This window comes from Blastomonas sp. RAC04 (genome assembly GCF_001713435.1).
In the GTDB taxonomy this organism is placed as follows: Bacteria; Pseudomonadota; Alphaproteobacteria; order Sphingomonadales; family Sphingomonadaceae; genus Blastomonas; species Blastomonas fulva.
In genome coordinates this window covers 340,298-367,025 of record NZ_CP016460.1, presented here as the reverse complement: position 1 = coordinate 367,025, position 26,728 = coordinate 340,298, and the positions used below count along the sequence as shown (strand labels likewise).

Below are 26,728 nucleotides of genomic sequence, written 5' to 3'. Positions count from 1 at the left end.
CTAGCATCCCTCCAACAGCAGCCGCACGCCCGCAGGGGCGCCAAGCGGCGCGACAGGAGAGAGAATGACCGTAACCCGCACAGGCGCAGGAGATACCCTGCCGCCGGCCGGATTGGCCGTAACCGCAGCGCCTGCCGCCACTGCCCCGACCTACACCGCCATGCCCCGCACGATGCTGTGGACGCTGATGATCATCTACATCTTCAATTTCCTCGACCGGCAGATCGTCTCGATCCTGGCCGAGCCGATCAAACGCGATTTCGGGCTGAGCGACACGCAACTGGGGCTGATGACCGGGCTCGCCTTTGCGTTGTTCTACACGCTGCTTGGCATTCCGATTGCGCGCTATGCCGACCGCAGCACCACCAACCGGGTGTCGCTGATCGCATGGTCGGTGGCGATCTGGTCGGCGATGACGATGGCCTGCGGCGCGGCGCGCACCTTTCCGCAACTGCTGCTGGCGCGCGTCGGCGTGGGCGTTGGCGAAGCCGGGTGCACGCCTGCTGCGCACTCGCTGATCAGCGACAGCGTGCCACCGGAGAAACGTTCGTCCGCGATCGCGTTCTATGGCCTCGGCATCCCCATCGGATCGCTGCTTGGGATGGTGATCGGCGGTGGTCTCGCCGATGCCTATGGCTGGCGCACCGCGTTCATGGCTGTGGGCCTTCCGGGCCTGGTGCTGGCGGTGCTTGTGCCGTTCCTGATGAAGGAACCGCGCCGGGTCGGCATGGTTGCCGGGGACCGGATGCCCAAAGCCAAGGTGCAGGTGCCGGTGGGCGAAGCGCTGCGCGAGCTGGCGACATCGCGATGTTTTGTGCTGCTGTGCCTGGCAGGCGGGCTGATCGCCTTCCTGTCCTACGGCAAGACCGTCTGGGTATCGGTGCTGTTCATCCGTAATTTCGGGCTCACGCCTGGCGAGACGGGCCTGTACCTCGGCGTCTCGCTGGGTGTGGCGAGCATGATCGGCACCTGGGGCGGCGGCAAGCTGGCAGATCACTTCGGCAAGCGCGATCGCAAGCATATGCTCACCGGTCCCGCCATCGCCATTGCGGTGGCTGCACCCATGCTTTTCCTCGCCTATTCCGCCAGCGACTGGCGCGTAGCATTGGCGTTGCTGATCCTGCCGACCGCGATGAACATCATGTATTACGGCCCGGTCTATGCCTGCGTCCAGGGGCTGGTGCGGCCTGAACTGCGCGCGGTGGCCGCATCGGTCATGCTGTTTTCGCAGAACCTGATCGGGCTGGGCCTGGGCCCGTTGCTGTTCGGCGTGATGTCCGATGCCTTCCAGCCGCTGGCAGGCGCCGACAGTGTCCGCTGGGTGCTTTATGGCGCAGCCTGGCTGGGCCTGATCCCCGCCTTTCTGTTCTGGCGCGCGAGTTTGAGGCTGACACGGGAACTCAAGAGCGGGTAAAGCGTGATCGAGTGACGTGGTGAAGGGGGACCACACAGCCGATGGAAGACATCCGCCTGTTCATCGAAACTTGGCAGGCCCAGATCGGTCTTGTCATCCTGGGGCTGATGTTCGTCGGCTTTGTTATGGAACGCTTCCCCGCCGCGGTGATTGCGATCCTGGGCGCGTGCTCGTTCCTGTTCCTGGGCATCATCGATTCCAAGCAGCTGTTTTCGGTTTTCTCGAATAGCGCGCCGATCACCATCGGGGCGATGTTCATCCTGTCGGGCGCGCTGCTGCGCACCGGCACGATCGACGCGATCGCCGGCGCGATCATCCGACGGGCGGGAAAGCACCCCCGGCTGGCGGTCGGCGAGATGTTCCTTGGCGTCTATGTCGCCTCGGCGTTCATGAACAACACGCCGGTGGTGGTGGTGATGATTCCGATCATCCTCAAGCTGGCGCAGGCGACCGGCTATTCGGCGAAGAAGCTGCTGATCCCGCTCAGCTTCATCACGATCCTGGGCGGCACCACCACGCTGATCGGCACCTCGACCAACCTTATCGTCGATTCGGTGGCACGCGGCAGCGGGCTCGCGCCGTTCGGAATCTTCGAGATCACACCTTATGGTCTGGTGGCGGGCGTTTCCGGCATGATCATGCTGGGGCTGTTCAGCGCCTGGCTGCTGCCCAAGGACGATCTGGGGCCCAGCGACGGCAACACCAAAGACGAGCTGTTCCTGACTGAGTTGACCATCCGGAACGCATCGGTTCTGAAAGGCAAGGCGCTGGCAGAAACCGCCATCGGCAAGCGCGCCAAGATTGCAGTGACCGCGATCAAGCGCGATGGCCGCTATCTCCGACATAACCTGGCCGCAGAGGTTCTGCAGCCGGACGATGTCATCGTTATCCGGACCGATCTGCCCGAACTGATGTCGCTGCGCAAAAGCGCGGACTTCAAGGTCGGCATCGTGCGCAAGGGTGATGTCGGCGCGATGGGCGAAGTGGTGGTGGAGGCGATGGTCGCGCCCAGCCATCCCAGCATCGGCAACCGGTTGTACGACATCCCCTTCCTGTCGATGCTTAACGTGCGCATCCTGGGCCTCAGCCGCTTTCGCAACCTGCCCCGCTCCGATCTGCCCAACGCCAAGATCCATGCTGCCGACAAATTGGTCGTGACCGGGTCGAAGGCGGACATCGCGCGGATGTACGAGAACCCCAATCTGTTCGGCGTTGCCAGCACCAGCGCGCGGGCCTTTCGCCGCGACAAGGCGCCGCTGGCGATCGGTGCGCTGGCCGCCGTCGTGCTGCTCTCGGCGTTCAACGTCGTCGCGATCGAGGTGGCCGCGATCCTCGCGGTCGGCTTCATCCTCATCGCGCGCTGCATCGATGCCGAAGAGGCGTGGGGTTCGATCGACGGCAATGTGCTGGTGCTGATTTTCGGCATGCTCGCGGTCGGGCTGGGGCTCGAGCAGGCAGGCAGCGTCAACATCGTCGTCGATGCGCTCGCGCCGTATCTGGACGATGTTCCGGTCTGGGCGGTGGTGTTCGCGGTCTATGTCCTTTCGGTGCTGCTGACCGAGATCATCACCAACAATGCCGTCGCGATCATCGTCACGCCCATCGTCATCAAGCTGGGTATGGACCTTGGCATCGATCCGCGCCCGCTGGTGATTGCGGTGATGTTCGCCGCGTCGGCGAGCTTTGCCACCCCGATCGGCTATCAGACCAACACCCTCGTCTATGCCGCTGGCGGATATCGTTTCACCGACTTCTTCAAGGCCGGTATTCCGCTCACTATCGGGGTTGGCCTCGCGACCTGCTTTGCCATCGTTGCGCTGAGCTGAGGTGCTGCTGCGCTTGCGGTGAGTGCCCGCGATGTCTAGCGTCGGGTGCTCTGGTTGAGCAGAGGAAGCATTTTGGGTTTCTGGTTTCGTATTCCGCTTTGGCAGCGCGTTATCGCTGCCCTTATCCTCGGCGTCATTACCGGGCTCATCTGGGGTGAAGGCGCGGTCGCGATAAAGTGGATCGGTGACCTGTTCATCCGCGCGATAAAGATGCTGGTCGTTCCGCTGATCTTTTTCTCGCTGGTGGCGGGCGTGGCCTCGATCGGCGATCTGCGCAAGCTGGGTGCGGTCGGTGGGCGCGCGATGCTGCTGTTCCTCGTCACCGGCCAGCTGGCGGTCATCCTGGGCCTCACCATGGCCACTTTGGCCAAGCCGGGAATGGGCGTGGATGCCAGCCTCGCCGGGGTGACGCAGCCCCCTGCCCCGCCCCAGACATCCGCAACCGAGATGATCCTCAAGATGGTGCCGGAGAACGTCGTCGAAGCCATGGCGACGATGGATGTGCTGGCGCTGATCGTGTTCTCGCTGCTGCTCGGCATCGGCATCCTGATGGCGGAAAAGGACGGCAAACCGGTCGCGAAGATCTTCGATTCCGGCGCGATCATCATGCAGAAGGTCACCATCCTGGTGATGGAGCTGACCCCCTTTGGCGTCTTTGCCCTGATGGCCTGGGTCGCAGGGACGTTCGGGTTCGAGGGACTGATCCCGCTCGCCAAATTGGTGGCGCTCAATTACATCGGATGCGCGATCATCATGCTGGTCATGTATTCGGCGATGATCAAGTTCATCGCCCGGCTGCCGGTGATCGATTTCTTCCGCGGCATGATCGACGCCATTGCGGTGAGCTTTTCCACCGCGTCATCCAACGCCACTCTGCCCGTCACCTTGCGCTGCACCCAGCGCAACCTGGGGGTATCGCCCAGCGTGTCGAGCTTTGTCGTGTCATTGGGCGCGACGATCAACATGAACGGTACAGCGATGTATCTGGGCCTAGCCACGCTGTTCGGTGCGCAGATCTTCGGCGTCGATCTCAGCTGGGGGGATTATGCGATGATCGCGGTGACATCGACGCTGGGCGCGGTGGGTGCTGCAGGCATTCCGGGCGCCGGGCTGATCATGATGGCACTGGTGTTCGGATCGGTGGGCGTTCCGCTGGAAACGATCGCGCTGGTGGCGGGCGTCGACCGCATCATGGACATGATCCGCACCACCACCAACATCACCGGCGATGCCGCCATCGCGGTCACCGTCGCGGCGATGACCGGCGAGCTCAACCGCGGAGAAATGATCTCGGACGACGACGTCTGAGGCAGACCGCTATTTCGCCTTCTTGACCAGCTTGACCGGAGTGAATTCACCCAGCCCGCAGCTGGCGCCAGGCATCAGCCCGCCGCCCACGTTCTGCAGCACGGTGATGATGTCGACATTGCACAGCTGGGTGAGCGAGGTCGAATAGGTGAAGGCGCGATCAAAGCCCAGGCTGCCGCACTGGTTGGGCAGCTGGTTGCGATACACCCGGCCACCCGACAGGATGAAATCGATGGTGCGATCGTCGCGCACCTGGGTGCTCCGGATCTGCGAAAGGTTGATGCAGCTCACCGGCTCGCCCACCACCTCCGCGGCGGGGACCTTCGATTTCTTGGGCGCGGCATCCTGTGCGTTCGCCAGCGGCTGCAGCGCGAAGAGCGCAGCTCCCGTGGCGATCAATCCGGCAGCGATCAGACGACGGTGAAGCGGCATGGCGGCGGTCCTTCAAGTTCTGGCCATGCCAACAATGCCTCAACGCGCCTTGCTTGGCCATGAACAAAGGACGGCGTTCAGCCCGCCACCATTTCCGCCAGAACCGCCAGGCAATCATGCGCCAGCAGCTTGGAACGCTCCGGGCTCCAACCCTGGTCGGGATCGGGCAGGTCGTCATTGTCCTTGAACGGCATTTCCAGCGTCATCGCCACGCAGCCATGCGAAGCGCCGAACCGTTCGGCCAGCTGGTTGGTCGACATCGACAGATTGGCCCGGCCCGCAGGTGCGCGCGGATAGCCCTGCTTCGTCTGGAAATCGGGCGTGCGGCGGGCCAGCAGATCGCGATAGCGCTCGTAGCGAGCGCCCTGGTCCTCGGTCCACGAAGGGATGCCGTCAAAGCCCGCGATGAACACATGCGGGATGGCCTCGTCGCCATGCACGTCCATCGCCCAGTGAACTCCGGTTGCGTCCATGGCATTGCGCACGCACAGCACTTCGGGGCTGCGGTCGGCGCTCGGCTCATGCCACTCGCGGTTGAGATTCACCCCTGCGGCATTGGTGCGCAGATGGCCGCGTGCAGAGCCGTCGGGGTTCATGTTGGGCACGATGTGCAGCGTGCACTTGCTGCGCAGCAACCGCGCATGCGGGTCAGCCGGATCGGTGAGCTTTTCAAGCGCGCCTTCCATCCACCATTCGGCCATGCTTTCGCCCGGGTGCTGGCGGGCATAAAGCCACACCTGCACCGGGCCTTCGCCCATTTCCAGGCAGTCGATCGGCTGGCCTTCGATGCTGAGTCCAAGCTCGCGGTGGCGCACACCGGCGCGGCTGGCGATCTCGGCGACCAGATCATGGTGCCGTTCGATCGAATAGGGAGCGAAATAGGCGAACCACGCGACCCCGCCGGTCATCTGATAATGGATCGTCAGCGTGCCGGCATCAGCATCATAGGAAGTATCCGTCCGCCCCCAGAAATCGCGATCCTCGCTGACGCAGGCCCGGTATCCGGGCCATCCGCCCGGATATGCCGACTCCTTCAGACCCGTGATCACCAGCTCGAGCTCATCACCCGGCTGTGCCGCCACACGGAAATGGAACCACTGGAAGAAGTCCGAATCCTTGTCCTTGCGAATCGCAAGTTCGGCCCGAAACTTGCCGGTTGGCGTCGGGGAAACCGATTGGACGACGATGTTACCGGAATCGAAAGCGCAAGAAATGCTGGGAATTTTGGTCTGGGTCATGGGACCTTGATAGTCGCTCCGGATTCGCCGGGGAACCCAGTAAACAGCCCCTGCGCAAGTTTGGCGGCGTTGAGCTGGGTCTCGGCCATCGGCGTTCCAGCCTTCGCTTCCACCGAGGCGCGCCCTTCCCACAGCACCACGCCGTCGCCCGAGCGGATGTTGGCGAACAGCTCGGTGGCGATGCGGTCCTTGGGCCGTCCCCCCAGATTGATGCCGATGCCGACGCCCAGACCCGATCCGAATCCACCGGTCCCGCCCCCTACACCCACGCTGACGGGATTGCGCTCACCCCCTGCGGGCGAGAGCACCATCCGCTCGATGCGAACCGTCGCGGTCTGCACATCGCGGCCGCTGCCGGCTCCCACCGGGAGCACCTGATAGCCGACGCGTTCCAGCTCTCGCTCCACCGCGGCGGCATAGCTGCGATATTCCAGCGAGCCCGCGTCCATGCCATCGCCTGCGGTCACGCGAATCGATCCGCGGCCAAGTTCGCTCGCACGGTCGGGCGAAACAAAGCGGACGGCCTCAACCGGTCCGGCAGGCGACACGCAGGCACCTGCCAGCAACGCCGCGGCGGCGGCCATACTGACCGCAATGCTGCGGGATGTGCATGAAAAGCCCATGATGTTCGCGCCCTTTCCTGTTTCAGCGAGCCTTGCCCGCATTGTTGCTGCCTAACGCAACCTGTGATGAATGACCAATGAAGCGCATAAAAATCCGTTCCATCCCCGGCAGCGATGCTTGACTTTGCCTGCCCTGCCACGTATCCGCGCCGCTTTCCGGCATGGAAGCTCCAGCACGGCATTCGCGTGACATACGCGGGGTCGCAAGGGGCTTTCGCTGCATCAGAAGTTTCAATCAAGGGCCTGAACGTCATGAAGATTCGCAATTCGCTGAAGTCGCTCAAGGATCGCCATCGCGACAACCGCGTGATCCGTCGTCGCGGCCGCACCTATGTGATCAACAAGACCAACCGTCGCTTCAAGGCCCGCCAAGGCTGATCCGGCAGCGGCGCGCCCATCGGGCCGCGCCGTGTCTTGAAGCTGCGATTTTCATGCAAAGGCTCCGGCAGGCTCCGGGGCCTTTTGCTTGCGTGCGCGAGGGGGATCAGATGCAGCCGGTCGACACCATCATCTTCGACGTCGGCAATGTCCTGTTCCAGTGGGACATCCGCAACCTCTACGCCAGGCTGATCGATGATCCGGCCGAGCTCGACCATTTTCTCGGCAATGTCCTCACGCTCGACTGGCATGACCAGCACGATGCGGGGCGCCCGATCGCTACGATGATCGATGAACTCGCCGCAGAGTATCCGCAGCATGCCGCGCTGATCCGCCTCTACGAGCCGCGCTGGCTGGAGACGATTCCCGGGCCGGTACCGGGCATGATCGATCTGGTCGAGCAACTCGCGGTGCGCGGAGTGCCGATCTACGGCATCACCAATTTCGGGTCCGACCTGTGGCGCAAGTTCCGCCCCACCGCGCCGGTGTTCGACCTGTTTCAGGACATCGTGGTTTCGGGCGACGAGAAGATGGTGAAGCCCGACGCTGCGATCTATCGCCTCGCCATCGACCGCTTCGGCATCGACCCAGCGCGCACCCTGTTCATCGACGACCGCGAGGCGAACATCCAGGGCGCGATCGCCTGCGGCCTGCAGGGGCACCTGTTCCGCGATGCACCTGCCCTCTATGCCGATCTGGCGGCTCGGGATGTGTTCAACATCGCGACGATCTGATTTCAGGGCAGAGCGGCGGTATGTTTGGCGCCTGCAGCTCGCTGATCAGTCCTTGTAGCCCTTGAGCTCCTCGCCGGTCAGCGTGACGATGTGCAACACATTGGTCGATCCCGGCGTACCGAAGGGCACACCCGCCAGCGTGATGATCCGGCCGCCGGCCTCGCCAAAGCCGTGGCGCAACGCCATGCGCTTGCCCTTGCCGATCATCTCCTCGAAGCTGCCGATGTCGCGGGTCACCACCGGATAGGCACCCCAGAGCAGCCCGACGCGGCGCGCGGTCTCGCGCGACGGGGTCAGCACCATCACCGGCACCGACGGCCTCTCGCGCGACACGCGCCGCGCGGTCGAGCCGGACAGCGTGAAGCACACGATCGCGCTCACCCGCACGGTGTTGGCGATCTCGCTGCACGCCGCCGACAGCGCATCGGCCGTGGTCGAATCGGGCAAGGTCTCGATGAAGTGCACGCGCGCGGCATAGCCGGGGTCGCCCTCCACCTGGGTGGCGATGCGGTCCATCATGCCGACGGCGAGCTCCGGCCAGTCGCCAGCAGCGGTTTCGGCCGACAGCATCACCGCGTCGGCGCCGTCGTACACCGCATTGGCGACGTCCGAGACTTCGGCGCGGGTGGGCGACGGGCTGGTGATCATCGATTCGAGCATCTGCGTTGCCACCACAACCGGCTTGCCCGAGCGGCGCGCGGTTTCGACGATGCGCTTCTGCATCACCGGCACCTCTTCGGGCGCCATTTCCACGCCAAGGTCGCCGCGAGCGACCATCACTGCGTCGGAAAGCTCGATGATCTCTTCGAGCGAATTCAGCGCGGCGGGCTTTTCGATCTTGGCGATCAGTGCCGCGCGTCCGCCGATCAGGCTGCGTGCTTCGGCGACGTCATCGGGCCGCTGGACGAAGCTCAATGCGATCCAGTCCGCGCCCATTTCGAGCGCGAACGCCAGATCGCGCCGGTCCTTCTCGGTCAGCGCCGCCATGGGCACCAGGCTGTCGGGCACGTTCAGCCCCTTGCGGTCCGAGATGAAGCCGCCGACCTCGACCGAGCACAGGATTTCGCTCTCGCCGGGACGCAGCACGCGCAACACCATCTTGCCGTCGTCGATCAGCAGCCGCTGGCCCTTGTCGAGCGCGGCGAAAATCTCCTTATGCGGCAGATATGCGCGCTCGTCATTGCCCGGCGCGGGGTTCGAATCGAGCGTGAAGTGCTGGCCGTGCTTGAGGAAAGCCTTGCCGCCTTCGAACGTTCCGACGCGCAATTTCGGACCCTGCAAATCGCACAGGATGGTGATCGGCCGCTGCAGTCTGGTTTCGATCTGGCGGATGGTATTGATCGTCGCGGCGTGGGTAGCATGGTCGCCATGGCTCATGTTGACGCGGAAGGCATCGGCCCCTGCCCGGAACAGCCTTTCGATCATTTCGGCGCTGCTGCTGGCCGGACCCAGCGTTGCGAGAATCTTGACCTTGCGGCTGCGCTTGGCGATAGTCTTGCTCACTCAAATCCCCTGGACTGGTCTGCGCCGCAACCGTTTGCGTTGTGACGAAATATCTATGCGATGCTTAGGCCAGTGCGTCACCAATCGCAAAACCGTTCTGGAAATAATCTGATGACCAATTCCGTTCCCGCCCCGCCCATGGATGTCGACATCCCCGACGAGGTCGCTGCCCAAGCCTTTCGCCGCCTGGTGCGCCACCTGCGCCACCGGCATGATGCGGAAAACATCGACCTGATGGGGCTCGCCGGTTTCTGCCGCAACTGCCTGGCTGACTGGGTGCAGGAAGCAGGCGGCGCCGAGGACCGCGATGCTGCGCGCCGCCTGATCTACGGCATGGACTTTGCGACATGGAAATCGCGCTATCAGGGCGAGGCCAGCGAAGAACAGCTTGCCCGGATGAAGGAAAGCGTGGCGAAGAACGCCGACCACCCTTAAGGGAGCGGTCCACCATTTTGCACCGGGAGATTCGCCCGGCGCCCCACCCGAAATGAAAGACATATCATGAGCGAACCCATCATGTCGGCTGACGATCAGCTGCGCCTTTTCATCGAGCGTATCGAGCGTCTGGAAGAAGAGAAAAAGGGCGTCGCCGATGACATTCGCGACACCTATGCCGAAGCGAAATCGCAAGGGTACGACCCCAAGATCATGCGCCAGATCGTGCGCCTGCGCAAAATGGAACCGCATGACCGCCAGGAAATGGAACTGATCCTCGACACCTACAAGGCCGCTCTCGGCCTTGGCTGAGACCCTGGTCTGAACCGGCACGATGGCGGCGCTGCACATCCGCGATGCCACTGCGGCAGATGGCGCAGCGCTTGCCGCCCTCTACGCGCCGTTCGTGACCGACAGCTGGGTCAGCTTCGAGACACAGGCGCCCGATGCCGCGGAGATGGCCACGCGGATTTCGAGCCATGGCAGTTCGCACGGCTGGGTGGTTGCGGAGCTGGATGGCGCAGTCATGGGCTATGCCTATGCCAGCCCGCACCGGGTCCGCGCCGCCTATGCCACCTCTGCCGATATCGCGATCTATGTCGCGCCAGCCGCACAGGGCCAGGGGCTCGGCCGCGCACTGTACACCGCGCTGTTCGAACGGCTGCGCAGCCGCTCGATCCACGCGGTGTTCGCCGGGATCGCGCTGCCCAACCCGGCAAGCATCGCGCTGCACGAGGCGATGGGTATGTTGCCCGTGGGCATATACCGCGAGGTCGGCTGGAAGCTGGGCGGCTGGCGCGATGTCGGCTGGTGGCAGCGGTTGCTATGAACCATCTGGCTGGTGTAAAGGCGCGCACCAGCATTCGCATCACCTCAACTGAACAGGCAGAAATCCGCCATGGCAGGCCATAGCAAATTCAAGAACATCATGCACCGCAAGGGCGCGCAGGACAAAAAGCGCTCGGCGATGTTTTCCAAGCTCAGCCGCGAAATTACCGTGGCCGCCAAGATGGGCATGCCAGACCCTGACATGAACCCGCGCCTGCGGCTCGCGGTCAACGCGGCCAAGGCGCAGTCGATGCCCAAGGACAACATTCAGCGCGCGATCGACAAAGCATCGGCCGCCGGCGGCGAGGATTACGAAGAAATCCGCTACGAGGGTTATGGCCCGGGCGGCATTGCGCTGATCGTCGAGGCGCTGACCGACAACCGCAACCGCACCGCGACCAATGTCCGCACCGCGTTCAGCAAGAACGGTGGCAACTTGGGCGCGTCCGGCGCGGTGAGCCACGGCTTCGACCGCATGGGCCTGATCACTTATCCCGCAAGCGCAGGCGACGAGGAAAAGGTGCTCGAGGCCGCGATGGAAGCGGGCGCGGAAGACATCGAGTCGACCGAAGACGGCCACGACATCTGGACCAACATGGAAGACCTGCACGCGGTCTCCGGCGAGCTGGAAAAGGCCCTGGGCGAAGCCGAGAGCGTCAAGCTCGCCTGGCGCCCGCAGGTCCGCGTCGATGTCGCCGAAGCCGACGCGCAGACCCTGTTCAAGCTGATCGACGCGCTCGACGATGACGACGACGTCCAGACCGTCTGGGGCAATTATGAGGTTTCGGACGAGGTGATGGAGAAGCTGGGATAAGCTTGAAGAAAGCCCCTCCCCTTCAGGGGAGGGGTTGGGGTGGGGAATGGACAACAGCATTCGCTTGTCGCTGTTCGCAAATGAGTTGCGCAACAACCCGACACCCTTGGAGATTATCCTCTGGAAATATCTCAAAGGCTCACAGTTGGGCGGCTACAAATTTCGTCGCCAATCCGTTATCGGCCCATTTATTTGCGATTTTCTGTGCCCGTCGAAAGGGCTGATGGTTGAAGTTGACGGTGACACGCACGACGCCGTGCGAGACGCCAAACGGGATGCCGCTCTGGCTGAACTTGGATATTTCACCATGCGGTTCACTAACTATGAAGTAAGCCAAAGCCTTGAAGGGGTCTTGGACTTGATCCTGGCAAAGCTGGACACCCTCCCAGATCGTTGGCCTGGCAAGTTGCTTCCCCACCCCAACCCCTCCCCTGAAGGGGAGGGGCTTTAGATGATCATCCTAGGCATCGACCCGGGCCTTGGCACCACCGGTTGGGGCGTGATCCGGTCCGAGGGCAATCGCCTGAGCCATATCGCCAACGGGCAGATCAAGACCAACGCCAAGGCGGCCCTGCCTTCTCGGCTGCTGGAGCTCGACACTGCGTTGGCGGCGGTCATTACGGATTATGATCCCGACAGCGCGGCGATCGAGGAAATCTACGTCAACAAGAACCCGCAATCGACGCTGAAGCTCGTTCAGGCGCGCGGGGCCCTGATACTGGGACTCGCGCGGGCGGGCCTGAGCGTCGGCGAATATGCGCCGCGGCTGATCAAGAAGGCGATCGTCGGGACCGGCGCTGCCGAAAAGGCGCAGATCGACGCGATGGTGCAGCGGCTGCTGCCTGGCGTGCAGATCGCCGGGCCCGATGCGGCGGACGCGCTCGCGGTGGCGATCACCCACGCGCATCTGGCGGGGTACGAAAAACTGCGCTAACCCCCTCCTCTCCCGCGCAAGGGGAGAGGGAAAACAGATGATCGCAAAACTCACCGGAACGCTCGACAGCATGGGGCACGATCACGCGGTGATCGATGTCGGCGGCGTCGGCTATCTGGTGTTTGCTTCCTCGCGCACCCTCTCAGGTCTGGCCGCCAAGGGCGACAAGGTCGTGTTGCACACTGAAATGCAGGTGAGCGAAACCGACATGCGGCTGATCGGCTTTGCTTCGGCGAGCGAGCGCGACGGCTTTCGCCTGCTCACCGGCGTGCAGGGCGTGGGATCGAAGGTTGCGCTCGCCATCCTGTCCGCGCTCACCCCCGAAGAACTCGCGCGCGCCGTGGCACAGGGCGACAAGGCGATGATCGCCCGTTCGCAAGGCGTGGGCCCCAAGCTGGCGCTGCGCATCGTCAACGAGCTCAAGGACAAGATGGGTGCGATGTCGCTCGGTCCTGCCGGCATCGGCATCCCCGCCCTGGTCGGCAACCACGCCGCCGACGCGGTCTCGGCGCTGCAGAACCTGGGCTTCAAGCCCGCTGATGCGGCAAGGGCCGTGGCGGGGGCGGAAGAGGATCTGGGCGACGGCGCGAGCCTCGATGCGCTGGTCCGGCTGGCGCTGAAGAAGGCGGCGCGGTGAAGCGCCATTGCTGGACTTGAACTCGCTTTGGGATATAATTTAAGGCATGGCCGAACTCACCATCTCCATCCCACCTGCGTTGAAGACCTGGGTAGATGCTCGTGTCGCGCAGGGACTTTATTCAGACGCCGCGGACTATGTGCGCGCCCTAGTGCGGCGGGATCAGGAACAGGCAGCAGAAGACAGCGCCTGGTTGAAGGCACAGATAGACGAGGGACTTAAATCCAGGGTGCTGGACAGCGAGCCGGAGGACGTTCTCGACGCAATCATGGCCGAAGACCCCGATCTGCGTGGTTAGGCTGCGTATTGCTGAGGCTGCGCAGCACGATCTGCGCGACATCAGGATTTACAGCAAGGCGGCATTCGGCGCTGCCACCACCCGCCAATATCTGATCGGTTTGCGGGCGACCTTTACCCTGCTGAGGGAAAGACCGTTCATCGGTACATCAGAGGAACATCTGGGTTTCGCAATACGCAGTTTCGGGTACAAGGCGCATCGCATCTACTTTCGCAGCGCGGATGACGAAGTTCTGATCGTTCGCATTCTGCACCATGCCAGAGACGTGCCTAGGATAATGACCTCAGAGCAATGACCACAGACCGCCTCCTCACCCCAGACCGCATCCCTGAAGACCAGGATGCCGCGCTGCGCCCCAAGACGCTGGCCGAGTTCATCGGCCAGGCGGCGGCGCGTGATAATCTGCGTGTGTTCATCGAGGCGGCACGGGGGCGGTCCGAGGCGCTCGACCATGTGCTGCTGTTCGGCCCGCCCGGCCTCGGCAAGACGACGCTGGCGCAGATCATAGCGCGCGAGATGGGCGTGGGCTTTCGTGCAACCTCGGGCCCAGTGATCGCCAAGTCGGGCGATCTGGCGGCGCTGCTCACCAACCTTGAAGAAGGCGATGTGCTGTTCATCGACGAGATTCACCGTCTCAATCCGGTGGTCGAGGAAGTGCTCTATCCCGCGATGGAAGACCGCGCGCTCGATCTGATCATCGGCGAAGGCCCGAGCGCGCGCAGCGTACGGATTGACCTGCCCGCGTTCACGCTGATCGGAGCTACGACCCGGCAGGGACTGCTGACCACGCCCTTGCGCGACCGTTTCGGCATCCCGGTGCGGCTCAATTTCTATACCGTCGGGGAGCTCGAGGCGGTGGTGACGCGCGCCGCGCGCCTGCTGGGGCTGGGAATCGCTGCCGATGGCGCGACCGAGATTGCCCGCCGCGCACGCGGAACGCCGCGCGTTGCCGGACGCCTGCTGCGCCGGGTGCGCGATTTCGCCAATGTGGCGGGCCAGCCCACCGTGGATGCGCTGGCAGCGGACGCAGCCCTCACCCGGCTTGAGGTCGACAAGCTGGGGCTCGATGCGATGGACCGGCGCTATCTGATGATGATCGCCGATATCTATCGCGGCGGCCCTGTTGGCGTGGAAACGCTGGCGGCAGGCCTGTCCGAGCCGCGCGACACGATCGAGGATGTGATCGAGCCCTATCTCATCCAGCTGGGCCTGATAGCACGCACCGCGCGCGGCCGCTGCCTCAATGCGCGCGGGTGGAAGCATCTGGGCCTCAACCCGCCCGAAGGCGCACAGGAAGGCCTGTTCGACCTGTGACGGCCGCTCAGCCCCGCAGCCAGCCGGTCACCGCATAGCGCCGATAGGCCGCGGCGCGAGTCACTTCAGAAACGCTGTGCCGCTGGGGAACTGCAAAGACATCGAGCGTGTTGAAGCCGGGCATTTCGCCATGGCTGATCGTGCCCTGCTCGCCGTGAAACAGAAGCTGGCCGCCCCATTCAAGCCGCCATTGCGGGGTCAGACCCAGCACGAACGCTGCAAGGCGCGCCTTGCCTTCGACCGCGTCATCGTGCTCGGTGAGGAAATCCCCGGGCGAATAGGCCGTGGCCTGCGCATCGGCGAACCGGATGCCGCGTATCCCGGTGATGTCGCGCAGCAACCCGATCACCTCAGGCGACGACATGAACGTGGCGAACGCCGTGAGCGGATCGGGGCTGGCCATCCGGGCAACCGCGTCATCGGGGACGCGAATGCTTTCGTAGCGGAACTGGAAGCCGTTGCGCGCTCCGGCATAGACCGCCTGATCCAGCGCCGCGGCGCGCGTCGGCTCCATATGCGAGCGGACATCGCGGCTCAGTTCATACAGCAACTCACCCGAATTGATCACCTGCATCCAGTCGCTGCGATCGCGCAGCAGTTGGTGCAGCATCCGGGCCGCGTCGTCGGCGAGGAAGCCGCGAATGCGCACCCGGCCCAACCGCTTGAAGGTCTGGCGCAGGTGAGGAGGTTTCAGGGCAGGGTTAAGGCAGTATGAGGTCGCAGTCATCCCTGCTCCATGGACCCTGAATACCGCTGTTGCAAGTCAGTTGCATAAACGTCTGAACTGAGATCGAAAAGGCGGTTTTTCTGCCGCCTTTGGCTACTCGACCGTGACGGGACGGCGCGACTCTGCGTGGCGAGTCGATGGCCTGCGGCGGAACCAGAAGGTCCAGACCGTGAGCGATCCCAGCAACGTCAGCGCCAACCCCACCAGCGTCATCACGAGTCGATAGGGCAAGCCGCCCACCTTGGCCGCGTGCAGCGGATAGAAGGTGTTGAACCATTGCACCTGCGAGGGCAGCAGCAGCGCGTTGCGCGCCTCGATCAGCCGACCGGTATCGGATGCAAACCACAGCATCGTGCGGCCGTTGGGAAGCCATTCCTCGGGCTGCTTCATCCGCATGGTAATCGGTCCACCATCCTGCTTCGGCAGGCTGATCAGCCGGATTTCGGCATCGGGGAAAAGCTGGCGCGCGGTGCGCACGATCTGGCGCCAGTCGGGTTGGTCGGCCAGCGGCGTGGGCGCAGGCTCGGGCGCCTTCAGCGCCGCACCAATGGTGGCGGGCGCAGACGGACCCAGCACCAAGGCTGCCACCGGGCGGAAGATCATGCTGGTGCCGGTGAAGATGGCGAGCAGAAGCAGCGGCGCGAGGACCACGCCCATATCCCGGTGATGCCACAGGATCGCTGGACGCGTGAGGCGCGACGGCAGCAGCCTGAAGCGGAAGGTCCGCCGGGTGCGCCACCACAGCACCAGCCCGCTGAGCACGAAGAACAGCCCGCACAGCCCCGCGAGCCCGATCAACCACTCCCCGGTATCTCCGGCGAGCAGATGGTGGTGCAGATCGAACAGGAACAGCTCGGGCCGTCCCCACACGGTGTCCCACCGGCTCACCACGGCGCCGCTCTGATCGGTATAGGCGCCGCTGCCATCGGCATAGGTCAGCCGGTTGAGGCCAAGGCTTTGGGTGGCGAACAGCACGCTGCCGGGGCGCGAATGCGGGTCTGCCATGATCGCCTCGAGCGCGCCCACGACCGCGGCGTTGTCGGCAACCTGCGTGTCATGCGCATGGGGCAGCATGATCCAGGCGTCGCGGTGCAGCAGCACCGTGCCGCTCAGACCCAGCATCGCGAGCACAAGCCCGATGAGCCCGCCGGTCCAGCGGTGAAGCCAGTCCAGCTGCCGCATCAGAAGCGCATGTCCCAGGCCAGCGTCATATTGCGGCCGCGCCCGGCAAAGAACGACAGGTTGTCGGTCGGCAACCGGGCATCGCTGTTGTAATCGATATACTGGCGGTTGAAGATGTTCTGCGCGCTCAGGATGATGCGGCCTGGGCCGACTTGATAGCCCAGATAGGCATCGGTGAGCGTATAGCCGCCGAAGTCGTTGCGCGGATCGCGCACCAGCCCGTCAAAGGTCCGCGAGAAATAGACTTGGGTCTGCACCCGTGCCGATACCCTGCCCCGGTCGAAGCTGGCGGCCAGATTGAGGCGGTCGGGCGAGATGTTCGTACCATCCAGATCGGTATCGACCCGGTCGTCGGCATTGGTATCGCTGCGGCCCAGGATATGAGCATAGCCGGCGGAAAGGCGCAGACCATCGATCGGCATCGCCACGCCCAGATTGAGCTCGAGCCCCTCGATCTCGACGCGCTGGCGCTGCACGTCGAATATCCCGTCAGGCCGGGCGACGAGCAGCTGCCCGCGCGAGCTCGTAGACCAGAAATAGGTGACGCTGGCATCCACCGGCCCGCGCTTCACCTCGGCGCCGATCTCGCGGTTGTTCGAGATGATCGGGCTGATATCGAGGAAGTTGTCGAGATCGACCCCCGGCGCGCCGATCGCGCGGGTGATGCGGCCGACATCTGGAACGGTAAAGCCCTCGGCATAGCTGGCGTAGAAGCGGATGCCCTGCGCCGGTTCTACGATCACCCCGCCGTTCAGCAGCACGTCGTCGAACTTTGGGCTGCCGCCGGAGACCAGCACTCCGCCGCGCGGGTTGGTGGTGGTGGCGAGCGTGGTGTAATCGCCGATCCTGATCTCGACATTTTCCCAGCGCGCACCACCCGCCAGCCGGACCAGCCCGTCGAAGAGCTTGAGATTGGCCTGCGCAAACGGCGCGAGGCTGCGGAACTCGGTGGGTGGCACCCAGACGCGGTTGGTGGCGATCAGCCGCTGCTCGGTGGTATCGAACAGCGCGTCGAACCCGACGATCGCGGTCAGGTCTTCGAAGCCCGGGACTGCACGTTCATAGCTGATCTTGCCGCCCAGCTTGCGCGAGCGGTTCTGCGACTGGTCGAACAACGTGCCGACCGGGGCAATGCGGACATCCTGAAAGGCCGCGATCGGGCCGAGCTCTCCGCCAAACGTGTCGCGGCTGCGGTTGAAGAAGATCTGGCTCACGAAATTGCCGCCGCCAAGATCGGTATCGGTCAGCGACAGCGCAACGCTTTCGGTGCGGTTCGCGGCGGGTATGCCCGGCGGCGTGCCGCGCGCCGCAGTGGTGGGCACGCCGGTCAGCCGGTTGCCCGGCACCGCGACGAACTCGCCATCGCCCTTGAGCTCGTAGCGGCTGGCCATCAGGTCGAGTCGCGCGGTCGTGGAAAGCGCATAGCCGAAGCGCCCGAACAGCGAGACCGCATCGGAGGTCTGTGTCTCGCCCTGGGTGAGGTTGAGGCCGATGCGGCGGCCGCGCGCATCGAAGAACACGCCGCGCCGTTCGTAGGACGCCCCGACCGTGGCATCGAAGCGGTCCGCCTTGTACTGCACAAGCCCCGCCGCCTTGGCGCCGAACCCGTCCGAACGGACATCGCCATCGGCTGAACCCTGCAACAGCACCCTGCCGGAAATTCCCTCCTGCATGGGTGCGCCCACGGTCACCTGGTTGACGATGCCACCGGTTCCGCCGATCCCCTGCAGCGCATTGGAACCATAGATCAGCTCGACCCGGTCGACGAAAAAGCCATCGATGGTGAAGCCGTCGCGGCTGCCATCGCGCAGCGGGGTGGACTGGGGAATGCCGTTGATCGCATAGAGCGGCGAACGGCCGCGCAGCGTCTCCCCTGCCCCCGACAGCTTGCCACGCGTGGGCGAGAAGGACGGCGTGAGCGCCGCAACGGCGTCGGTGACCGATCCGGACAGGATGATCTGCTGGTCAAGCGCTTCCTTGCCGATGATATCGATTGTCAAAGGCAATGCACTGGGCGGCAGCACCGTGCGCGCTGCAGTGACCACGATATCGGCCTCCTCGGCCCCAGGTGATCGCTCTGCCGCCGAGTCTGCCGCTCGATCGGCCTCAAAATCCTGCGCAAGAGCGGGGCTCACCCATAATGTTGCCAGCCAGAAGCCCGCCAGCTTTCCCAGTTTCATCTCATTCCCCAATCTGGGCAGGCTGTTAGCAACGCCCAAATGCTATTGCAACAGATTCGCATTCTCGTGTGCATAGTCTCTGCTGTTGCTGGTCAAGGAGAGGCTGCGCGGTGATGCGAGGGTTGAGGGGGCGGCCCTGGCCCGCTATGCATGGGGCAAGGCCAGCACTCTTGAGGAAGGCACTGTTGACATGTCGGCTGCCACGGCTGCTCCGCTGCATCTTCTGGCCTTGAACCCGGCGCTGGACCGGGGTGCCCTGGCGCGGGACTTTGCCGTCAACCAGCGGCTGCAGATCCGCGATGTGCTCGAACCCGAGGCCGCACGCGAGCTGCGCAAGATCCTTGCGCAGCACACACCCTGGGGCCTGGCCTGGTCGGCAGGCAACGATGGCCCGCATGGGCGCCGCCCCGACGAGATGGCTGCGCTGCCCGCCGCCGAACGCCAGCGCATCGCCCAGAGCGTGGCCGATGCCGCACAGCGCGGCGATTACGCCTTCAGCTTTGCACGCTACCCGATCCTCGATGCCTATCTCGGGCGCTGGGCACCCGATTCCGCGCACGACATCCTGCTCGAGCATATCAACGACCAGCCATTTCTCGATCTGATCCGATCGGTCACCGGGATCACCGAGCTGATCAAGGCCGATGCGCAGGCGACACTGTTTGCTCCCTCGCAGTTCCTCGGCCTGCACAGCGACAGCCATGTCGGCGAAGGATGGCGCATCGCCTATGTGCTCAGCCTTGCGCCCGATGACTGGAAGCCGGACTGGGGCGGCTATCTCAATTTTCTGGATGATGACGGCGACATCATTGTGGGCTACCGGCCCCGGTTCAACAGCTTGAGCCTGTTTGCGGTGCCCCAGCCGCATCTGGTCAGCTATGTCCCCCCCTTCGCGCCGGTCGGGCGACTCTCGATCACCGGCTGGTTTCGTGACAGATAGAGCGACGCAAACGCCGTACCTCAAGGAATGAGTTTTTGATGCAGGATTTTCAACGGCGGTTCATCGCCGCGCAGCAAGCCTATGCCGCCGGCAACATCGCCGAAGCCGAACGGCTGCTGGACCAGGTCGAGCATATCGGCGGCCCGAATGCCGATGCCTTTCACCTACGCGCGCTGTGCCGCAAGCAGCAGGGCGACCTCGCCAGCGCGGCGAGCCTGTTTGCGACCGCACACCAACACCAACCGCACGATGTGCAGATCCTGGGTAACTGGGGCAACATGCTGGTTGCCGCCGGCGATCATTCTGCGGCTCTCGCAAAATATGACCGCGCGCTCGAGATCGACCCGGGCTTTGCCGATGCGCATTACAATCGCGGGCTGGCGCTGCATCGCATGCAACGCCATTCCGACGCGCTGGCGACCTTCGACTGGCTGCTCGATGCGGGGCATGCCTCCGCCAAGGTACATTCCGCGCGTGGTGCCGTGCTCAAGGACATGGAGCGCCCGCAGGAGGCGATCGCCGCGTTCGATCAGGCGCTGGCGATCGATCCCGACCGTAAGGTCGCGCTCGCCGGTCGTGCCCGGATGGCGCTGGAAACCGGCGCCGCGGACGCGAAGGACCGCCATATCGCGGCACTGCAGCGATCGCAGGGCGACCGAGTGCTGGTGCTGGGCATTGTCCAGGCGATGATGGAACAGGGCGACAACAGCGGCCTCGACGTGCTGGAAGACGTGCTCAAGCAAGACCCGCTGTGGCTCGAAGGGCATCACGAGTTCGCCAAGATGCGCGCCGAGATTGGCGAGGGCGACGCTTATGTCGACCATATCCACGAGGCGATCGGCCGGTTCCCGAAGCACCCCGGGCTGTACGAAGCATTGGCCGCCGTCCAGGCCTCGGCCGGCGAATTCGAGCCTGCGCTGAAGACCTTGCATGATGGCGAGCGTCAGTGTGGCGCGCAACAGGGCTGGCTGTTCGAACTCGCACGGCTGGAGGGCGAATGCGGACGGTTCGACCGCGCCGCCGCCATGCTCGCGGCGCTGCCCGAAACCGATCTGACGCGGTGCACCCGTGGACGCATAATGCTGGGGCTGCGCAGGCCGGATGAAGCGGGATCGCTGCTCGAAGCGCTCGTCGCGCGCGCCCCCGACGACATCGTCGCCTGGGCGTATCTTGGCCTCGCCTGGCGTCTGACAGGCGATCCCCGACATGAATGGCTTTCGGGACAACCGGGCCTGGTGCACGCACGCGCGCTGGACATCGATCCTGCAACGCTCACCGATACCGCCGATCTCCTGCGGTCGATCCACACCGCGCGATCGCACCCCGTCGGCCAGTCCTTGCGGGGAGGCACGCAGACCCGGGGCCGGCTGTTCTGGCGGCAGGAACCACAGATCCAGGCGCTGCTACAGGCGATCGAGGCTTCGGTTGCCGCGCATTGGGCAAGCCTGCCGCCGCGCGACGCAACCCACCCACTACTCAAGCACCGCGGCGAGAGCCTCGCCATCGCGGGTTCGTGGTCGGTCAGGCTGACGGACTCGGGCTATCATGTCGCGCACATCCATCCGCAGGGCCTGTTGAGCTCGGCCTGCTATATCGTGGTGCCGCAGGAAGCCGACGGCCCGGACAAGGCGGGTTGGCTGGAGGTTGGCGCTGCGCCGACCGAGCTAGGCCTCCCGCTAGACCCGCTGGAGACGATCCAGCCGGTCCCGGGACGGCTGGCGCTGTTCCCCAGCTACATGTTCCATGGCACCCGCCCCTTTGCCCAGGGCGAACGGATGACCGTCGCGTTCGACGCGGTCCTCAGCCGCTAAACCTCTTTCCATCGCTGGCACCAAGGCCTTCCGGGAGTTTTCCCGGGGGCTTTGCTGCGCCCGGTTATCCCCGACCAACCCCGGGCGGCGGGCACAAAAAAATGGCGGCGAACCGAAGTTCGCCGCCATCTCTTCTAGGTTTGAACCCGATCAGAAGTTCAGACGTGCGCTCACGAAGAAGTCACGGCCGAGCGGATCGTAGAAGCCGGGGACGTTGTTGCCCTGCTCCTGCGCCGTTCCGAGAACCACGGGGGTCTTGTTGAACAGGTTGTTCACACCGGCGGTCAGCTGGAAGTTGTCCGTCACGGCGAACGAGCCGGTCAGGTCAAAGTAGTTGAACGCGCCAACGCGACGGTTCGGGAACAGAGCAGGATCCTGCTCGGTGCGAACCAGACCGTTGAAGGTGTTGATGATGCGGCTGTCGATGCCGGGGCCGTTATAGCGCCAACGCAGCGAGATCTGAGCCGGACCGTCAACATAACCCAGACGGGCGGTGTGACGCCATTTCGGCAGAGCGATCGTGCCTTCACCAATCGTGACCCGCTCGGGGATCGCAGCCACTGCAGTGGTGCGATATTCGTCGAGATAGGTTCCGAGGAAGAAGAAGGTCAGGCGCGATTCGTCCGAACCGGTGAGCGAGAAGTTCAGCGGGATGTTGTAATCCACCTGAATATCGACGCCCGAGGTCGCCAGCTTTGCGATGTTGGCCGACAGCACCGGAGGGTTACGTCCACCCGAGGTCTCGCCGAGTGCACCCGTGGTCGGGTTGCGCTGACCGGCGAAGATCGAGCAGATCGGGTTGGTCAGATCCTGAGCCACGGTGAAGCAGAGCTGCAGAGCGCTGTTCAGACCACCACCGAAGGTCGAGATCGTGTCCTTCACCTTGATGTTGAAGTAGTCGACCGTGATGTTCAGGCGGGGGATGAAGCTCGGACGAATGACCGCACCAATGGTGAAGGTGTCCGAGGTTTCTTCGCCCAGGTTCGGGTTGCCGCCGAACTGTGCCTGGATCTGCTGGTTCGGCTGAACTGCAGTGGTGAACACGTTGCCAGCCGGCACGCCGTTGGCGACGCAGAGTGCGCGAATGGCTGCCGTCTGCAGCGCAACCGGGGTACGGCTCGAGCAGGGATCGATTGCCTGCGGGAAGCCGACCGACTGGCCGCCGAACAGATCCTGCACGTTCGGTGCACGCACCGCACGCTGATACTGACCGCGGAAGGTGATGTCCTGGATGGGAGCGAATTCACCGCCACCAGCATAGGTCCACACACCGCCGACGTTATCGAGCGAGTAATCCGAGTAACGCGCAGCACCGGTCAGTTCCAGACGGTGGATGAAGGATTCATTCACCAGCGGGATACGGAGCTCGGCGAACACTTCCTTGGCGTTATAGTTACCACCGGTCGGCTGGCCGGCGTTGAAGCCGATCACGTCGCCCGAAGCAAGGAAGGTATCGGGCGTGTACGAAGCCGAAACGCGACGATATTCACCACCGACTGCGAAACCGATCGGTTCCGAGTTGCCGAAGATGCTTCCGAGCGTGCCGCTGATCGAACCGACGATGTTCTGGAGATCCGAGGTTTCCAGGTTGGTCGAGTTGATCGTGACGTAACGCAGCGCGGCGGGATCAGCCAGACCCTGACCGAACACGTTGAGCGGTACGCAGCCAGCAGCGCGGGCAGCAGCATCGCGGCAGCGGGTCACGCCACCAACGGTTTCGGTTTCCAGAGTGGCGCGATAACGGCTGACCGAAACGTTGCCCTGCTGGAACTGCGTGTTCTCGGTACGCGAGTACATGTAGTACAGGTCGTAGTTGATGTTGCTGACGATTTCGCCACGCAGACCCGTCATGATGCGGAATGCCGAGCGACCCTGGCTCGAGTTACGCGGACCGGACTGGTTGAAGCGGAAGCCGACGTTCTGGGTCGAACGACCAAGAGCCAGATCGGCAGGCGTTGCAGCAGCAGCCAGAGCAGCCTGGGTTCCTGCGTTGAAGAACGGGCTGTTGATCTGCAGGCTGGCAGCGATGCCGCCCGGGGTCGGAGCCAGTTCCTGGTTCACCTTGCTGTTGACATAGCTGACTTCAGCATAGGCTTCGATGCCGTCGGTGATCTGGAAGTTACCATAACCGCCGAACAGGTAACGTTCCTGGGGCAGCTGCAGGTAGTTGTCGGGTGCGAAGTTGTACAGATCTTCGGGGTTCAGGAACGGACGCGTGCCGCCACCGGTCGGGTTGAAGATCAGGCCGTTGCCGCCGCCAACACCGGGCAGGGTTGCGATCGGGGTCGAAGCCGAACCGCCGGGAACGAGACCGATTTCGCCGCCACGAGCGACGCAGGTGCCCAGAGCACCGCCGAGGCTGACGCCAACGCCGGTTGCGCGATCGGTGGTTCCAGCGCGGACGCAGCCGTCACCGGCAGCGAAACGCGAATAGGCGCGGGCGCCCTGGAAGATCGATTCACGACGCAGGTAGTTACCATAAATGGTGACCTGGCCGCGGCCGTCTGCAAACGGAGTGCCGATTGCGAAGTTCACGTCATAACGTGCGCCATCGCCCTTGCCGGTCAGCGAGTAGTTGCCGCCCAGGATGATGCCGTCGATGTTCTGACGCAGACGGAAGTTGACGACGCCTGCGATCGCGTCCGAACCGTAAACGGCCGACTGACCACCGGTCACAACGTCAACGCCTTCGAGCAGGAACTGCGGGATGGTGTTCAAGTCGACGATCTGGTTGGTATCATAGAACATCCAGCGGCGGCCGTTGACCAGCACCAGGGTACGCTGTGCGCCCAGGTTACGAAGGTTCAGCGTGGCTGCGCCGTTGCCGGGGTTGTTCGAGAAGCTGGTCACGCCAGGCAGAACCTGCGGCAGGGTGTTCAGCACCTGTTCAACGTTGGTGGCGCCAGAGAGCAGGAATTCTTCGGCGGTCACAACAGCGGTCGGGCTGGTGGAGCTGAGGTCGGTACGGGCGATACGCGAACCGGTAACCACGATTGCCTGGTTATCCGATGCCGCGCTTTCATCCGATTGATCCTGCGCCATCGCAGGTGCTGCAAAGCTGCCAGCTGCTACCAGCAGGCTGCTCGTCAGCAGGCCGAGTTTGAAACGAGACGTCATGCTTTTTTCCCCTTGGAGCGTCGCCGTCGAGAGCGACCGTCTTTTGAAAAAATTATGGTTGGAAAGGCATTTTCACCCTTCTTGAGCCTTGCTTACGCAAGAACGCGTTGAAAACGCAACACTGCTCGCCCCTCCGACATACTGTTTCCATGGGGCTGTAGCAAAAAGGTCACAGAAAGCGTCGCAGCCGCTTTGTTCGTTAACAAATCCTCTCTTGCGCAAGCTCAAAAGCGGCTTCAGGGTGTCGGTCCACAGTCCGGAGCAAAGCTTATGTCAGCGATCAGGCAACGTCATTTTTCGGCTCTTGCCGCCCTCTCCGTTGTGACCGTCATGGCCATGGCCACCCCGGCCCAGGCACAGAAGAAGTCCGCTGGGGCAGATCCCGGACCGGTGTTCGAGGGCATGCTACAATGCCGGACGATCACCGATGATTCTGCCCGGCTCGCCTGTTTCGACCGACAGGTCGCCGCCTTTGCCGATGCCCAGAAGACCGGCGAGGTGATCGTCGCTGAACGCAAGGTGGTGGAGCAGGCGCGCGAATCCGCGTTCGGCCTTGCGGTGGGGGAAAGCACCCTGCTGCGCGGACCCGATGGAGAGCCGCTCAAGTCGCTTTCGTCCAAGATCACCGGGCTGCGCCCCCTGCCCGGCAGCGGCCGTCTGTCGATCACGCTGGAGAATGGCAGCCGCTGGGAGCAGACCGATCCGCCGAGCTACATCTTTTCGCCCAAGCCCGGCCAGATGCTGGTGATCGATCGTGGAGCGATGGGTGGCTACAGGGCCAAGATCGAAGGCCGCACCGGCTTTACCCGGGTCCGCCGGGTGGAGTGATCGCGTCGGCGCGCGAAGTTGCGCGCCAGTTACTTGCAATCACTGATGGCCAATCACTGACGGCCAATCACTGGCCCATTGGCGGAACCAGCATCTGCGGGTCGATCCGCGCCTCGTTCCACTTCATGCTCCAGTGCAGATGCGGGCCGGTTGCGCGCCCGGTCGCGCCGATTCGGCCGATCTGCTGGCCCTGGCGCACGCGCTCGCCATCCTTCACGTCGATCGACGACAGGTGCAGGAAGGCGCTGTTGAGCCCCATGCCATGATCGATCATCAGCAGATTGCCTTCGAGCGAGAACGGTGTCTGCGCAGCCAGGATGACCACGCCGTCCGCCGGTGCCATCACCGGCGCGCCGACTGGCCCTGCGACATCGACACCGCTGTGGAAGCTGCCGGGCTCGCCCGCATAGATGCGCTGCGACCCGAAAATCCCCGACACCCGCCCCGTGGCAGGCCAGATGAACGGCTGGCGCCAGCCGGCGCTGTCCGAACTGCGCAGCCGCGCGGCAGCGATCAGCTCGAGCTCGGGCTTGCGCCGCGCCATGAACGCTTCGCTCGGCACCCCGCCGCGTGCGGCGACCGCGATGAACTCGCGCCGCCAGGATCGCGGCTCGATCGAGAGCGGCTCGCTCACCACCTCGCCATCGTCAAAGCTGACGGTCAGCACGCCCAGCGGCGGCGCATCGCGGTTGAACCCCAGCAGGAACTGGCCGTCCTCGGCCAGCGGCACCTTCACCCCGTCCAGATCCAGCCCGACCACACCGCGGGGCGCAGTGCCACGCAGCAGCGCGCCCTGCACGGGTGCGCCGCTCAGCCGGATGCCGCTGGTCAGCGGACGCACCGCACCAAAGGGACGGGTGAGAAAGTCGGGTCCGCTGGCCTGCGTGGCCGCAGAAGGCGTGTCCTGCGAGGCGGGCGCGGCTTGGCCGATCGCGGGACCGGCAAGCGCCGCGGCGATCAGGCTCAGCGCGATTCCGCCCCGCGCCACAGGTTCAGCCCTGCCCCAGCGCGGCGCGCACCGAAATCTCGCAGCTGGCATAAGGCTCCTGCCGCTCGACGTTCCAGTAGCGCAGCTCTTCCAGATCGATCTTCTGCCCGGTTTCGGCGCACAGCACATGATCGCCAGGGCTGAGCAGACGAAAGCCGTTGGGCATATAATGCAGGCGCGCAGCCCGATCGCGGTTGGACATCAACATCTAAAGATCATGCTCCATCAAATCTGTATCG

Annotated in this window: 28 protein-coding genes; 18 read left to right on the top strand and 10 right to left on the bottom strand. The window is 64.0% G+C overall.

The features are described from left to right. Positions 1 to 64 precede the first annotated feature (64 nt). From BSY18_RS02730 to BSY18_RS02720, 3 genes are all read left to right on the top strand, one after another. Positions 65 to 1,414 (top strand): spinster family MFS transporter, encoded by a 1,350-nt coding sequence (locus BSY18_RS02730; RefSeq protein ID WP_082382209.1) that lies wholly within the window; start codon positions 65 to 67, stop codon positions 1,412 to 1,414. A 41-nt stretch (positions 1,415 to 1,455) separates the two neighbouring features. Further along, positions 1,456 to 3,240 carry an SLC13 family permease gene (locus tag BSY18_RS02725; RefSeq protein WP_069049570.1) on the top strand — a complete coding sequence of 595 codons (1,785 nt, stop codon included), beginning with the start codon at positions 1,456 to 1,458 and terminating at the stop codon, positions 3,238 to 3,240. A gap of 69 nt (positions 3,241 to 3,309) precedes the next feature. Beyond that, positions 3,310 to 4,548 (top strand): dicarboxylate/amino acid:cation symporter, encoded by a 1,239-nt coding sequence (locus BSY18_RS02720; RefSeq protein WP_069051651.1) that lies wholly within the window; start codon positions 3,310 to 3,312, stop codon positions 4,546 to 4,548. 9 nt (positions 4,549 to 4,557) lie between these two features. On the opposite strand, the gene BSY18_RS02715 is transcribed toward BSY18_RS02720, so the two are convergent. From BSY18_RS02715 to BSY18_RS02705, 3 genes are all read right to left on the bottom strand, one after another. Next, a complete protein-coding gene (locus tag BSY18_RS02715; protein WP_083231275.1) occupies positions 4,558 to 4,980 on the bottom strand; it encodes a hypothetical protein in 423 nt (140 codons plus the stop codon). A 77-nt stretch (positions 4,981 to 5,057) separates the two neighbouring features. Beyond that, entirely contained in the window at positions 5,058 to 6,218 is a 1,161-nt protein-coding gene (locus BSY18_RS02710) for a M14 family metallopeptidase (RefSeq protein WP_069049569.1), read from the bottom strand. Next, a complete protein-coding gene (locus BSY18_RS02705; protein ID WP_236823433.1) occupies positions 6,215 to 6,802 on the bottom strand; it encodes a DUF4136 domain-containing protein in 588 nt (195 codons plus the stop codon). The genes BSY18_RS02710 and BSY18_RS02705 overlap by 4 nt, the downstream gene beginning before the upstream one ends. A 291-nt stretch (positions 6,803 to 7,093) precedes the next feature. On the opposite strand from BSY18_RS02705, the gene ykgO reads away from it, so the two are divergent. Both ykgO and BSY18_RS02695 read left to right on the top strand, forming a co-directional pair. Continuing rightward, entirely contained in the window at positions 7,094 to 7,219 is a 126-nt protein-coding gene (gene ykgO, locus BSY18_RS02700; RefSeq protein ID WP_003046794.1) for a type B 50S ribosomal protein L36, read from the top strand. A gap of 110 nt (positions 7,220 to 7,329) precedes the next feature. After that, entirely contained in the window at positions 7,330 to 7,953 is a 624-nt protein-coding gene (locus BSY18_RS02695) for an HAD family hydrolase (RefSeq protein ID WP_069049568.1), read from the top strand. A 45-nt stretch (positions 7,954 to 7,998) separates the two neighbouring features. On the opposite strand, the gene pyk is transcribed toward BSY18_RS02695, so the two are convergent. Next, positions 7,999 to 9,456, bottom strand: a complete 1,458-nt coding sequence (gene pyk, locus BSY18_RS02690; protein ID WP_054134401.1) for a pyruvate kinase — start codon at positions 9,454 to 9,456, stop codon at positions 7,999 to 8,001. Positions 9,457 to 9,567: 111 nt separating this feature from the next. Here pyk and BSY18_RS02685 point away from each other — a divergent pair, with 111 nt between their 5' ends. The 10 genes from BSY18_RS02685 (at position 9,568) to ruvB (ending at position 14,716) form a co-directional block, all read left to right on the top strand. Further along, the gene (locus BSY18_RS02685; RefSeq protein ID WP_083231274.1) at positions 9,568 to 9,891 is read left to right on the top strand and encodes a DUF1244 domain-containing protein; all 324 of its coding nucleotides are present in this window, start codon (positions 9,568 to 9,570) and stop codon (positions 9,889 to 9,891) included. Between the two features lie 66 nt (positions 9,892 to 9,957). Next, on the top strand, positions 9,958 to 10,203 hold the full coding sequence (locus BSY18_RS02680; protein ID WP_054134403.1) for a DUF2312 domain-containing protein: 246 nt from the start codon (positions 9,958 to 9,960) through the stop codon (positions 10,201 to 10,203). Between the two features lie 22 nt (positions 10,204 to 10,225). Further along, positions 10,226 to 10,720 carry an arsinothricin resistance N-acetyltransferase ArsN1 family B gene (locus tag BSY18_RS02675; protein ID WP_069049566.1) on the top strand — a complete coding sequence of 165 codons (495 nt, stop codon included), beginning with the start codon at positions 10,226 to 10,228 and terminating at the stop codon, positions 10,718 to 10,720. A gap of 69 nt (positions 10,721 to 10,789) precedes the next feature. After that, complete coding sequence (locus tag BSY18_RS02670; protein WP_054134405.1) at positions 10,790 to 11,533, top strand: YebC/PmpR family DNA-binding transcriptional regulator; 744 nt, start codon at positions 10,790 to 10,792, stop codon at positions 11,531 to 11,533. A gap of 46 nt (positions 11,534 to 11,579) precedes the next feature. Beyond that, the gene (locus BSY18_RS02665) at positions 11,580 to 11,984 is read left to right on the top strand and encodes an endonuclease domain-containing protein (RefSeq protein ID WP_069049565.1); all 405 of its coding nucleotides are present in this window, start codon (positions 11,580 to 11,582) and stop codon (positions 11,982 to 11,984) included. Further along, positions 11,985 to 12,467, top strand: a complete 483-nt coding sequence (gene ruvC, locus BSY18_RS02660; RefSeq protein ID WP_069049564.1) for a crossover junction endodeoxyribonuclease RuvC — start codon at positions 11,985 to 11,987, stop codon at positions 12,465 to 12,467. Between the two features lie 37 nt (positions 12,468 to 12,504). Beyond that, positions 12,505 to 13,104, top strand: coding sequence for a Holliday junction branch migration protein RuvA (gene ruvA, locus BSY18_RS02655; RefSeq protein WP_069049563.1), 600 nt, complete (start codon positions 12,505 to 12,507; stop codon positions 13,102 to 13,104). Positions 13,105 to 13,150: 46 nt separating this feature from the next. Next, on the top strand, positions 13,151 to 13,402 hold the full coding sequence (locus tag BSY18_RS02650; RefSeq protein ID WP_069049562.1) for a ribbon-helix-helix domain-containing protein: 252 nt from the start codon (positions 13,151 to 13,153) through the stop codon (positions 13,400 to 13,402). Next, the gene (locus BSY18_RS02645) at positions 13,395 to 13,697 is read left to right on the top strand and encodes a type II toxin-antitoxin system RelE/ParE family toxin (RefSeq protein ID WP_162892564.1); all 303 of its coding nucleotides are present in this window, start codon (positions 13,395 to 13,397) and stop codon (positions 13,695 to 13,697) included. The genes BSY18_RS02650 and BSY18_RS02645 overlap by 8 nt, the downstream gene beginning before the upstream one ends. Continuing rightward, entirely contained in the window at positions 13,694 to 14,716 is a 1,023-nt protein-coding gene (gene ruvB / locus BSY18_RS02640) for a Holliday junction branch migration DNA helicase RuvB (protein ID WP_069049560.1), read from the top strand. Before BSY18_RS02645 ends, ruvB begins: the two co-directional genes overlap by 4 nt. Before the next feature lie 7 nt (positions 14,717 to 14,723). On the opposite strand, the gene BSY18_RS02635 is transcribed toward ruvB, so the two are convergent. The 3 genes from BSY18_RS02635 to BSY18_RS02625 all read right to left on the bottom strand — a co-directional run bounded on the left by BSY18_RS02635 (position 14,724) and on the right by BSY18_RS02625 (position 18,805). Next, entirely contained in the window at positions 14,724 to 15,443 is a 720-nt protein-coding gene (locus BSY18_RS02635; protein ID WP_069049559.1) for a 2OG-Fe(II) oxygenase, read from the bottom strand. 93 nt (positions 15,444 to 15,536) lie between these two features. Beyond that, a complete protein-coding gene (locus tag BSY18_RS02630) occupies positions 15,537 to 16,625 on the bottom strand; it encodes a PepSY-associated TM helix domain-containing protein (RefSeq protein ID WP_069049558.1) in 1,089 nt (362 codons plus the stop codon). Beyond that, positions 16,625 to 18,805 (bottom strand): TonB-dependent receptor, encoded by a 2,181-nt coding sequence (locus tag BSY18_RS02625; protein WP_069049557.1) that lies wholly within the window; start codon positions 18,803 to 18,805, stop codon positions 16,625 to 16,627. Before BSY18_RS02625 ends, BSY18_RS02630 begins: the two co-directional genes overlap by 1 nt. Before the next feature lie 190 nt (positions 18,806 to 18,995). On the opposite strand from BSY18_RS02625, the gene BSY18_RS02620 reads away from it, so the two are divergent. Together BSY18_RS02620 and BSY18_RS02615 are read left to right on the top strand one after the other, a co-directional pair. Next, positions 18,996 to 19,745 carry a 2OG-Fe(II) oxygenase gene (locus BSY18_RS02620; RefSeq protein ID WP_069051649.1) on the top strand — a complete coding sequence of 250 codons (750 nt, stop codon included), beginning with the start codon at positions 18,996 to 18,998 and terminating at the stop codon, positions 19,743 to 19,745. A gap of 38 nt (positions 19,746 to 19,783) precedes the next feature. Then, positions 19,784 to 21,556 (top strand): tetratricopeptide repeat protein, encoded by a 1,773-nt coding sequence (locus tag BSY18_RS02615; protein ID WP_069049556.1) that lies wholly within the window; start codon positions 19,784 to 19,786, stop codon positions 21,554 to 21,556. A 150-nt stretch (positions 21,557 to 21,706) separates the two neighbouring features. Here BSY18_RS02615 and BSY18_RS02610 read toward each other — a convergent pair whose 3' ends face one another. Further along, a complete protein-coding gene (locus tag BSY18_RS02610; RefSeq protein WP_236823432.1) occupies positions 21,707 to 24,598 on the bottom strand; it encodes a TonB-dependent receptor domain-containing protein in 2,892 nt (963 codons plus the stop codon). A gap of 405 nt (positions 24,599 to 25,003) precedes the next feature. On the opposite strand from BSY18_RS02610, the gene BSY18_RS02605 reads away from it, so the two are divergent. Further along, positions 25,004 to 25,501 (top strand): hypothetical protein, encoded by a 498-nt coding sequence (locus BSY18_RS02605; protein WP_069049554.1) that lies wholly within the window; start codon positions 25,004 to 25,006, stop codon positions 25,499 to 25,501. Positions 25,502 to 25,568: 67 nt separating this feature from the next. On the opposite strand, the gene BSY18_RS02600 is transcribed toward BSY18_RS02605, so the two are convergent. Together BSY18_RS02600 and BSY18_RS02595 are read right to left on the bottom strand one after the other, a co-directional pair. Next, positions 25,569 to 26,489, bottom strand: coding sequence for a M23 family metallopeptidase (locus tag BSY18_RS02600; RefSeq protein WP_054134420.1), 921 nt, complete (start codon positions 26,487 to 26,489; stop codon positions 25,569 to 25,571). Between the two features lie 4 nt (positions 26,490 to 26,493). Next, positions 26,494 to 26,697, bottom strand: coding sequence for a DUF2093 domain-containing protein (locus tag BSY18_RS02595; RefSeq protein ID WP_069049553.1), 204 nt, complete (start codon positions 26,695 to 26,697; stop codon positions 26,494 to 26,496). Positions 26,698 to 26,728 lie beyond the last annotated feature (31 nt).